At 52.9% G+C, this 11,386-nt stretch carries 7 protein-coding genes; 4 read left to right on the plus strand and 3 right to left on the minus strand.

What is annotated here, in order from left to right; genetic code table 11:
* Positions 1-744 (plus strand): amino acid ABC transporter ATP-binding protein, encoded by a 744-nt coding sequence (locus JWS10_RS17005; protein WP_299509006.1) that lies wholly within the window; start codon positions 1-3, stop codon positions 742-744.
* 723 nt (positions 745-1,467) lie between these two features.
* Here JWS10_RS17005 and JWS10_RS17010 read toward each other — a convergent pair.
* Positions 1,468-1,866, minus strand: coding sequence for a hypothetical protein (locus tag JWS10_RS17010; RefSeq protein ID WP_299509007.1), 399 nt, complete (start codon positions 1,864-1,866; stop codon positions 1,468-1,470).
* 931 nt (positions 1,867-2,797) lie between these two features.
* Between JWS10_RS17010 and JWS10_RS17015 the strand changes: the two genes are divergently transcribed.
* Positions 2,798-3,772, plus strand: a complete 975-nt coding sequence (locus JWS10_RS17015) for a PAS domain-containing protein (RefSeq protein ID WP_299509008.1) — start codon at positions 2,798-2,800, stop codon at positions 3,770-3,772.
* Positions 3,773-4,668: 896 nt separating this feature from the next.
* On the opposite strand, the gene JWS10_RS17020 is transcribed toward JWS10_RS17015, so the two are convergent.
* Positions 4,669-7,170 (minus strand): calcium-binding protein, encoded by a 2,502-nt coding sequence (locus JWS10_RS17020; RefSeq protein ID WP_299509009.1) that lies wholly within the window; start codon positions 7,168-7,170, stop codon positions 4,669-4,671.
* A 743-nt stretch (positions 7,171-7,913) separates the two neighbouring features.
* Between JWS10_RS17020 and JWS10_RS17025 the strand changes: the two genes are divergently transcribed.
* Positions 7,914-8,162 (plus strand): hypothetical protein, encoded by a 249-nt coding sequence (locus tag JWS10_RS17025; protein WP_299509010.1) that lies wholly within the window; start codon positions 7,914-7,916, stop codon positions 8,160-8,162.
* 314 nt (positions 8,163-8,476) lie between these two features.
* Here the strand turns inward: JWS10_RS17025 and JWS10_RS17030 are convergent, their stop codons facing one another.
* Entirely contained in the window at positions 8,477-8,899 is a 423-nt protein-coding gene (locus JWS10_RS17030) for a hypothetical protein (protein ID WP_299509011.1), read from the minus strand.
* 1,202 nt (positions 8,900-10,101) lie between these two features.
* Between JWS10_RS17030 and JWS10_RS17035 the strand changes: the two genes are divergently transcribed.
* Positions 10,102-10,449, plus strand: coding sequence for a tyrosine-type recombinase/integrase (locus JWS10_RS17035; RefSeq protein WP_299509013.1), 348 nt, complete (start codon positions 10,102-10,104; stop codon positions 10,447-10,449).
* Positions 10,450-11,386: the final 937 nt, after the last annotated feature.

Here is an 11,386-nt window from a genome sequence, read left to right on the forward strand (position 1 = left end):
ATGGCATTCATAACGGCTGAAAGCGTCTTTAAATTCTACGGCACGGTGCAAGTGCTGCGCGGCCTGTCACTCGCCGTCGACAAGCACGAAGTGGCCTGCCTGATAGGGCCTTCCGGTTGCGGAAAGTCGACCGCCTTGCGCTGTATTAACGCGCTGGAACCCATTGGATCCGGCAAGATTATGGTTGGCAATATCAACGTCGCGGAAGAGATGGCTGATACAGACGCGTTGCGGCGCAGGGTCGGCATTGTGTTCCAACAGTTCAATCTGTTCCCCCATATGACTGCGTTGCAAAACGTCAGCCTTGGGCCACGGCAGGTCCTGAAAATCCCGAAACAGGAGGCGGAGGCTGAGGCAATGGTATTGCTCGACCGCGTCGGCCTGGCCGATATGGCCCGCCGCTATCCAGATGCGCTATCGGGTGGCCAACAGCAACGGGTGGCCATCGCGCGCGCACTGGCGATGCGGCCGGACGCGCTGTTGCTGGACGAAATCACCTCTGCGCTGGACCCCGAGTTGGTTGGCGAGGTGTTGAACATCGTGCGGGATCTGGCGCGGGATGGGATGACCATGATCCTTGCCACTCACGAGATGGGCTTTGCCAGCGAAGTTGCCACACAGATCTGTTTCATGTCGGAAGGCACCGTCTATGAAAAAGGCCCACCGGATCAGATATTCCGCAATCCGCAATTGCCGAAAACCGCCGCCTTCCTGAAGCGTTTGATCGATGCCCGCAGAATTTGATTTCTAAATTTAGACCGACGAGATATGTTAACTTAAGTCCATTCGTCCCGCGCAACCCGAGCACTGGTAGCGAAGTGCGGCGAACAGGGCGAGGGACTCGCTGGTACGGTCATAGACTAGCATCTTGATCGCGGACCGGCGGAATGCGCTAGCTTGACCAAGACAATATTCACAGACTTGCTCTGGCTCAGGTTGCACCGCCATTGGAGCGCGCATTCCGATCGCCCGGTTGCGCCGACCCGGATGCCCACTTGGGGCTTTGTTCGCGTAGCCGCGGAATATGCGCTTCTGATTAACCTCGTGGTCTTCGTCGGGCCTTGGCCAATTCATTCAGCCCTTCCGACACCAGGCGCTCATCCTAAAAACCGTCTCTTAACGCCCATCCATACGTTAATATTCGGTCACTCCCTTCGCCTCGCTGACACCGCCCATACTTGGGGTGCTGTCTGTGGATCGTCGCATCGCGGACACCCTGCTCGCGGCGTAGACACGAATCTCGGGCCCAAATAGCTGGTCATGAAAAATTCTCGACACTCCGCTATTTGCAGCGTCTTCATTGTGCTTGGCCTCTGGCTCGGTAGCGGCTGGATGCAATTCCGTCGCAATTGCTTGTGTAGCTGCAGGCAGCGGAATTTTTGTCGCGTCTGCGCTGACTTCCTGTGCGTTCGCGTAGCGCCAATCGCCGTATGTGAAATCTAATGCTGATTCCTATGCGAGTGTGGATCAGTCCGACATGCCCGTTCCGGCTTGTAGTTGTTGATACTGCGTTTTCAAAAGAGCGTAAGTTTCGGCATCATTTTCAGCGAACCAACCAGTCATTGCCTCCTTATACGTGGCGACCAGTTCGCGCTCTTTTTCCCGTATCAGGTAGGACGGTGCTTTGGTCGGTATAATATCTGCAGCCTGCATCACCATCTCGGTCGAATCGCCGTCAGTGCTGTAACCTAGCGCTGACTGCCTATTCAGCAGCTCACCCGCATGGCGCTGATGAAGGGCTATCGCTTCAATAAGCAGGGGGTCAGTTTCAAATCGCGGAATTGCAAGAATGGCTACATACTCAGCCAAAATTGTAACCGTTGCCGCGCGAACTCGATGCAGCGCTTCGAACTGGGTATCTGCCAAATGAACTCTCCCTTTCATTCATTGAAACGAGCGCCGAACTTGGGGCATGCTGTCGGGCACATCACCCATAAACGGTCGGAAACCCAACGCGCCTTTTGTGACAATGTTCCGCCATGAGGCGAATGCGGTTAAAAGAAGGAGTATCGGCGGCTGTCTTGCGAATATTGCGGGCCGGCGAGGGCTGTGAGATAGGAAAGATATTGGCGCAACGATTGCACTTCGCCAAATGTATCTCGGGGAATTCCAGCGTCTAGAGATGACCCGGACCTTTTAACGGTCTTTCCCAAAGAGTTATGCGAGCCTTACGCCAAGCGCATTTGCTGAGTGACGTCTGATCGCGCAGGGGCCAGTCGCAATTTGACCAGAACATTTGATAATCTGGGTGCAGCCAATGCCCCTTTGCCGGATGCGCAATGACAGGCCAGCCGAAAGGCACGTCCAGACGTATCGAAGTAGAGGGCGCGGCGTGTTGCCGACTGCAACCGGCATGTTGCTTGGGGATTTTTAGCGTCTTGATCCTGAATTGGATGTCACTCAAGCACCGGTTGACCGGCTGGCTACAGTACAAGACGCGCGGCGCTAACAGGATGTCTCACTGGTCCTGTATTCTGATCGATCTTTGACGACGAATGGGTTTTGACATCCGACGCCCGGGCAGAGAGTTTGCTCTTTTTTTACGGAAAGTCCGCCTTGTCGACCCAGGGCGATTGGGTGCGCCGATCTCATCACTGCAGAGAAAGTCGAAATGGACCAGCCTTGGCGCGAAGTTGGTGCCCAACAGCACCTAGCCCGGACTAATCTAGCGCGGAACTTCGACTGGCCACCGGAGTTGATTTGTCGATGACAAGTCCAGAGATGAAGCACCATGGTTCATGACGAGGAGCCGCCGTCCTTTCAGGGCGATCCCCCAGCGGCGACACAGGAGGGGCACATGACAGATCGCCGTGAACTGGCGCTCGTCGCAGTCGAGCGCACGCGCATGCCCATGGTCGTCAGCGATCCGAACCAGCCCGACAACCCGATCGTCCTTGCCCATCATGCCTTCCTGGACTTGACCGGCTATTCGGCGACGGAGGTCATCGGGCGCAACTGCCGCTTTCTTCAGGGCCCCGACACGGCACCGGCTGATATCGACCGGCTTCGCCAAGCGCTTGCCCGCGGAAATGACCATATCGAGCTAGAACTGCTTAATTATCGCAAGGACGGCTCAACGTTCTGGAACCAGCTTGCCATTAGTTCTGTGCGCAACGCAGAGGGCCAGCTGCTGTATCACTTTGCATCGCAAAAGGACGTAAGCGCGCGTCGGGCTGCGGAGGCGCTGGAAGCTAACGAGCATCGATTGCTGATGGAGGTTGATCACCGCGCCATGAACGCGCTGGCGCTTGTTCAAAGCATCGTCAACCTCACGCGGTCGGACACTAACGAAGGCCTGTTGCATGCGATAAGGCGCCGTGTCGGCGCGCTTGCCCGAGCGCATCGGTTGCTCGCCTCGCAAAGCTGGCAAGGCGTTGAGATGCACGATCTCGCGCGGACGCAAATCGACGAGGACACCGGTCAGCGCGTATCACTTGATGGACAGCTCGTGCAGCTGGCGCCCCATGCGGCCCAACCCCTCGCCCTGGCGCTGCATGAGCTGTTCTCGAATGCACAATTGCATGGTGCCCTGTCGGGCAAGAACGGGCGCGTTCAGTTGTCTTGGTGCCCTTCAAAAACCGCGTTGCGGCTGCGCTGGAACGAACGTGAGGTCGATTACGATGAAACCACCGTCACCAACAAGTTGGGCTTAACGCTCGTGCGCGATGTTGTCGAAAACCAGCTGAAGGGACGGCTGACAAGAATGATCCAAGAAGCTGAGCTCGTCGTTGCAATCGACGTTCCGGATGTGGTTCAATGCGAAGGCGACTAAGCAGGGAACCTTTCTTTTCCGCGGAAACGGGCTAACATTCGAGGTGGCAATAAATCGCCCCGCGTTGTGTTCTGCGGCTTAGTGCGCGCTGGCAGACGCGATAGCTGTCTTTGCTATCGCGTCTGCTTCGCCCCGCCTCCCGCCGTCGCCGCCCTCTAGGGGGGCTCCCGCCTTAAATCCCCAACTGGCGCGCCTTTTCGCACTTATCACGCGCGAAAATTGCTTGCCTCCTGTTCACAAGTTCGCGGCGGCCCGTCGAGCCAGAGAAAGTTCGACGGCGGTGCCGTTTCCCCCACCACTTTGAATCTGATAACAAATCTGTCGAGTCGATAGCGACAAGAATTTCTTGTTGTTTTAGAAGTTTATGTAGGTTTGGCTGCGGATGGGCGGCTGCAGGCGAAGCCTCAAAAAGCCTCTCTCTGCAGCAAGTCTCTCCGAAACTGTGGACTTCGGCATATTACTCCTCAGCGGTAAGTTATTGTTTTGCAGTGGGGAAGATTAAACGGAAAACTCCAACTTCAGACGATCCAGTTTCTTGGGATCACATCAGGGGGGCAGATCAAGCCTGTTCCACATCTACCGCGAAGAACAGTTGCATGCCGGCTGCTTGCCATTTTGAGTCTGCGGCCACAACTCGAGGCAACGCTCTTCTAGCCAAGCGTTCGGCGCGGTAAGGTCTGTGAAGTCAGGCATCCTTTGCATCATCTGGTGGCGGGAATTCCGGACGTTCCTCTCAACCTGGCCTATCTCCCAGCCCGCTGCCAGATTTCAGAACAGGTCAATTAGTCAATCGAAAAAAGCGGGATAAGCATAAACAACCTTTTGAACCGCTTCGTAAACGAATATTTGCAGCCCGGTCGGGACGCTAGAAACCGTGCCGTAAGCGAGCCAACAGCTTAGCGAAAGAGGAAGTCGGTTATTGTTAATCCCCCCGTTACGCCTTCCAAAACAAATGCGAAATCACTGCCATGACAAACGCTTGTGTTACCTGAACTATAGCGGATTGTCAGATCGTCAAAGTCCAAGCCTGGCGCGGCAATGTGGATGAGGTCTAAGTTGTCGACAAAATCGGTTACTTTGTCTGTGCCGCTCCCCAAGAAAAACACGAACTGATCCGCGCCAGCCCCTCCGGTCAGTGTGTCATTCCCGGCACCGCCATACAGACTATCAGTGCCACTGCCTGCCTTGAGCCAGTCATTTCCCTCCGACCCATGTAGAGCATCGTTGCCTGCGTCGCCTAAGAGAAGATCGTTTCCTTTGCCCCCGTCGACATAATCCTTCCCGTTGCCGCCATAAAGGGTGTCTTGCCCGCTGCCACCATAGAGCCGGTCGGACCCGTTGCGACCTCCTAAAACATCGTTTCCGTCATATGAGTAAAATGCTTCGTTGGCCGAACCACCCATGAGGATATCGTTGTTCGGTCCCGTCTTAAGAACTTCGATTGATTGGAGTTGGTCTTTGCCATAGCCGGTAGCCTGCGACGCTGTCAAAGCGAGATCGACCGTGATCTTTCTGGCGCCCCAAAAATACGCAGTATCAATGCCCCCTCCTCCGGAAATTATGTCATTGCCCGTGCCACCGCTCATGCTGTCGTCACCGCTTCCCCCATAAAGCGAGTCGTTTGACGCATTGCCGCCTTCCAAAACGTCGTTTCCTGCATCACCAAATATCTTGCTGTCACCATTCCTGCCGCCCTCAATGATGTCGTTGCCATCACCACCGAACAGCAGATCGCGGTCATCTGCGCCACCATATATTTTATCGTGGCCCTCTCCGCCCCAGATGGTGTCATTGCCATCAAGACCCATAAGCCTGTCATCGCCGGCCTTGCCATCCAGTGCGTCCGCAAACCGGCCGCCGGTCAGACTGTCCATCCCAGTATAGCCAAGAATATGGGCACCATTCTGCCCAAGGGTAATGGTGATCCGCAGAGTCTCCCAGGGTGCAAGTTCGATGCCGCTGAGAATGCCTGATTTCAAGGCGAGATTCATATTTGTCACGACTGGAGGAGCGCTCTGATCTAGGGGACTGCTGCCGGCAGTTGCCACCCGGCTGCCCCAAATGTGAGAAATGTTCGGTCCAATAAGCTTGCTGAGGTCCAGCCACACGTTGTCGGTGGCATCGCTACGGCTGGAGACGAATAGAACGAATTCGCTTCCACCGCTGAATGCCTGAACGAGCGCTTCCGAACTGCCGGAGCTTGCAACTGTCGTTGCCAAAACTTGTTTGCCACGCGTTGATTCACTTAGCATGCGAAAAGCTTCTCCAGTGAAGCTGAGACCCTCAAAGATTTCGCTTTCGCCTCCGCCGCCGTGTGCATGCCGAGTTAGCGAGAATTTGCTACGATCCTCTACAGACCAAAAATCCGCTGCATTTATTCCATTGCGTGCCAAAGCACTGAAGATTGCCACCATTTGGGTGTATGATTGCAATCCGGACGCAGTATTATTTAACTTTGCATTCCATTCGGAAATGCGGAATTCCATTTGGCTGCAAGATTTCCAGCCCGGCGCCGTGAGAAGAATGTCCATATCATTCACGTATAAATGCCTTTCATCTACCCAGAGACCATCAGCAGTCTCAGGTTCGCCTGGTAAATAGAAATGGTGGATGAAGCCGTCTATCGCTGCGCGTTCCTTGACTGTAGAAAACTGAGATATGATAGCTTTCATTTCTTTTTGCGCTTGTTTAGAATCTCCATATTGAGAACCCATCTGCAACAGGATCTTTGGTTCGTGCCACAGCGCCATATCCACACCCTCCGCTGTTTGCTCGGCACTGAATTCAGTGATTGCTTGCTGGATTGTTAGCGCTTCCGCAGCGGCGATTTGACCATACTGTTCTGTGGTCATAATGCCATCAAATCCCCAGTATTCGTTCCCGAGTTCGATTGCCTGAAGGTCGACGCCCTTGTCGCTTGCATCGAGAAGCAACTCCTTGATGAAAGTGGTCATTTCTGCTTTGTCACCCACGGTCAGTCCATTGGTGTCTAAGTAGCGTCGCGTCGGCATGACAAAGGTCATGTTAGTGCCAAGGCCCTGACACATCAGCAGAAAGTTAGGAAGTGCGGTCGGCGTATCGTGCCCATGTTTGACCCCAACTGGCATCGTGATGGACAGGGGGTTACGCATGTAAAAATCTTCCGTCAGGCTCCCGCCGGGAAATCGAAGATTGCTTACAGGCGTTACAATGCCGCTGTGATCGCCGAATGATCCCACTTGACTTGTGCCGCCTAACGCATGAATTACATCATCATATGTAGCGCCGCCGACCTTTGTATCACCGGCCTCATAGCCAGACAAGAAGTTGACGCCGAACATATCGCCGGAAATGACAGATCCTTCTAAACTTCCCAGATTTGGTTGCGCGAGCGCCACCTTAAGTTTAATACTGCTCATCTCACACCCCGACCTACCTTGATAGAATTCTGGGGCTCGCAGATTAGCAAATCAAGCAGCGTCTGTCTAAAATGATTGAACAAGATTTAAAGATATAAATTGATCTCACATAAGATAGACGATTTCCTAATATCTATAATTCGATTTATTTTGGTAAGCTTTTATTTAGATCAAATGATTAAAATTTGTTAATTAAATCTTTTCCGAATTAAGGCAAATGATCTTTATAAATTGGTGGCATACAACTGTGCAGAGCAAAGTGAGTAAAAGAAATTGCCATGGCACTTGCTATCGGCACTTGACGGGGGGACTCTTGCCGCATTGATATCATCTCCGGCGCACCACATGCTCCTCTAGCCGCTTTCTGCGAGAATAACTCAGGATCTTCCGCGGAAGTGCTGGTGAAAGCCCCTTTGGGCCACGAGTATGTGCCGATCTAAGCGGTCGATAACGGGCAGTCATGAAACGTTCTCGTAGGTGCGGAGGGCTCGGCAGGGTGTGCAAAAGACTAGCTATCCCTAAAGGTAGACAGTGAAAAAATCTGCGCCAGAGTACGCCTTTTTCAGCTCGCAGGTTCTAACACATTTTTGACTCGGATATGGATATGTGAAGGTGCTGAATGTTTCGAGCCATGCCAGCCACTAAACTTATCAATCATCTACCATCACTAATTTTGTCTTGATGCGGGCGCGGGGTTTTGTCCCGGCCCGCGCCGAACGTGTTTTCGATGAGCGGATAGTCGCATGGCTGTTTCCGCCGATCGCACAGTAGACATTTCGTTAACCGTCGAGCCTCAGTCTTTCGACTTCGAAGAAGGGCGAGTGATGTTTGAAATAGAGACGATTTATCGTGCTCTGGTTTCTGCAGAAGGCGCTCAAGATATGGGATCTGTGAATGCTGCCAAGAGCGTTCCGAGAAATCGTAGCGCAAGTCACAACGAAAACCGCAGCTATCACGCTTGCGCATCGAAAACTCTGACGAAGTCCGGTTAAGAAAAAAAGACTTAGGCACCCTCAGGCATCAGTTCTTGTGCTGCAGTGCCGGATCGATGACTTCGCATCTGGGCGTCGGCACCCGCCAACTCGCCGGCTCGGATGCCATATGATCTCAGTTGCTGCCTTGGTCTGCACCGGCTTTTCACTACTAAAGTGGCTGGAAACGAACTGAGATGATGTACAAACGATGCATTAAGGGATTCTTTACTACTCGCCTCTAGCTTGAAATAACAAGTGCGTAAATAGGAAGAATTATGCGGAGACATGTTTGGATGGCTAGCGTCTTGAAGGACTTGAAAGAATACGCAGACTTAAATGACCTTTATGAATTGCAGGAGCCATTGGCGAGGATTTTGTTCAGTGCGCACAGGATATTCGAAGCCGCCGAAACACAAACAGTTCAGGAAGCGGAATCGTTGGAAATAGAAAACCTGAGGGCGAAAGTACAAACGGAGCAAAGAGGACAGAGCAGAGAAAACGCTATCCTTGCCTTCGATCAACGCACATTCAGACCCTGCCGTTACAACAATGGGACGAAAATCTGAGGTTGCGTTTTGCAGTGCAAACACAGCAAGGCCCGCGTCGCGAAGGCCGATGCCGACGACATAGCGACAAGCTGTGTTCACGACTTTGAACTCGTCCGCTACCTGCGTCAATAATGATGACTTTGCCATAAACGTATAGGTTGCTACCGGACGGTTGAAAAGCGCGAGCCGTTTGAGATTATGCGTCATGCTGTCGATTGTCGCGGAATCGGCAAACTGCCCAAGTCCCGGTTAGCGTCGATTTGATCTTCCATGTCGCCGACACTGGTCGCAGTCGCGGCAACGCTAAAAGTTTGGCTCCGTTGGCCAGCAATCCCTTAGGTTGATATGTTGAGGCCGACCGCAAAAGCCAACCAATGGCAGAGTAGCAGAGCATTCAGGCTGGAGATTTCCGCCCTCCCTTCCTGAAAATGCCTAGTTTGCCGAAGAGATGACTCAGGGCACTGAGCTAGTTTTGACAGGCAAAGTTTTCGTTTCGGTAGCCGCAAACGTTTCCGCTTCTGGACGCGCGATTAGGTAGGGACGCCTGCAAAACGCGACGCCAACTGAGTTAGGCCGAAATATCCTTAGTCACAGGAGCAACAATGCAGCAGGCCGGTAATGTTGACGTCCGTGAACATAAGGTCAGCAGCAGCGCAATCAATTGTTCTCAGAGCAAGTTCGACGGCAGTCTCGTTTCCTCCACCACTTTTATCAATGGGTTAGATGGTCCGGCTTAGGACAAGTGGTTCTTTCAGTCACAGTGGAAACCAGAATGGCTACGATCCGCAAACGCGGCGATAAATGGCAGGCACAGATTCGTAAGCTCAGCAACGCTCCCGCGTTTCGATCTTTCTCCCTAAAAAAGACGCAGAAGCTTGGGCCCGCAGTCCGAGCATGCGATTGATGTTGGGGAAGCGAGGCTAACCTCTGAACGGACCAAGGACCACAGAACCCTTGATGAGTTTCTTGTGCTGTATCTCCGGGACATTTCCTCTGGAAAGCGCAGCCTGCGGTCAGCACGTTCGAAAACAACCATGTTTAGAAGTCAGCGATTGCGCTTCGGCCAATTGAAGACATTTGCAGCGCCGAGGTCGCAGTATTTCGCAATTCTTCGACTTCAAATTGTAAGTGGCGAGACGGTGAGGCAGGATTTAGTCCTTCGCGGCCAAGTTATCGAATACGCCAGAAAAGAATGTGGCGTCACTCTGCGTGGCAATCCCTGTGCGGATGTGAAGAAGCCATTATCGTCACAGCCACGCACCAGACGCATTTCCCAAGATGAGTTAAAAAAGTTGGTGATAGGGTTGTCTGGTTGCAAAGACCCCGAAATTGCTCGTGTCACTTGGTTTTCACTGGCAACGGGAATGCGCAGGGGAGAGGTGTTGGGTCTTAAGTGACGGGACATCAATATTGAGAGCCAGACCTACCTTTTGCATGTTACCAAGAATGGCCTGCCCAGAACGGTGCCACTTTCTGTCGCGGCGATCAAGATTTTGAAAGCAGGCACCTCCAGACGCGATAGTGACCCCGCGTTTGCCGTGACGGAGAACGCCTTCCGTCTCTCTTGGCAACGAGTTCAGGCACGGTCGGGTATAGAGGACTTTCGGTCTCACGATCTTCGGCATGAGGCAGTCTCGCGGTTTTTCGAGCGCGGCCTTTCACATCCCGAGGTAGCGTTAATTTCCGGACACCGGGAACTCCGGCCGCGTTTACGCTATACCCACCTCAACGCAATTGACCTAGTTTCCCGACTTTAAGTGAGGGCCGGCCCCGCAACCACACCGCAAGCATGCGCAGCCAGCTTCGCCTGTCAGTATCAGCTTTCGAAACACTGTTAAAACGAGTCATCTTCATAAAGGATGCGCTTGGAGAATGCTACACCCGATAACGCGAAGCAGATCGAGATCAAGCAAGTAAAAAATTTCGCGATGGACCAGCTGAGAGATATTGCGCTGAGTCTTATGAGGGTTGCGCGTGGTGGGGAGACGCACAAGACATCATGAGCCAGGTAAGTGCCTATGTCGCCCATGCGGCCAATTACCGTGAAGCCGTTGGTGGCGACTTTACGTTGCACATTTTGTATGAGGCGCTGGCTGTCTACAAACCATGCCCTCCATACGAAGGCCCATACCAGAAAATCGCAACTCAAAGTCACGACGCGTTTGACGCGGCGATAGCCGGCGGGTTAGAAATGGCCGCATCTTCGATTACAGTGCGGTCATTTAACGGAAGCTAAGGGCTCGGAACAACTAAGGCATACTTTTGAACTTTGGCGCACGCGTACCGATTGATGCCCTTGAATCGATAAACTGTACTCAAAGCCCGAAATCCGCCCGTCCTTGGGTCCGGGCGACTCACGATCACAGACCATCGAAATCGCAATCAGTCATGTACGTCTAGTGTTCAGGCCAACGAAGGCCACGAAATATGGGTTCCTAAATGATCAGCGCACTTACGGCAAAATGGATGACGGCTACCTGACTGCGATTTTGTTCGCACCCAATTCAACCGTTCAAAGCTTTCACGTTTCAGAGCTTGAACAATTCGAAAAATATAAGTTGGAACTGGCGAAGCAAACAAACGCATATCACATCCGCAATATCTTGGGAAAAAGCTCCATTGTCGGGAAGAAGCGAGGCAAATGACTTCATTGCAAATCCGGGTGTTTTTCTAGATTGGGATAGGTGGAAGCAG

The sequence above is a fragment of the Cypionkella sp. genome (assembly GCF_028290025.1).
Lineage (GTDB): Bacteria > Pseudomonadota > Alphaproteobacteria > Rhodobacterales > Rhodobacteraceae > Cypionkella.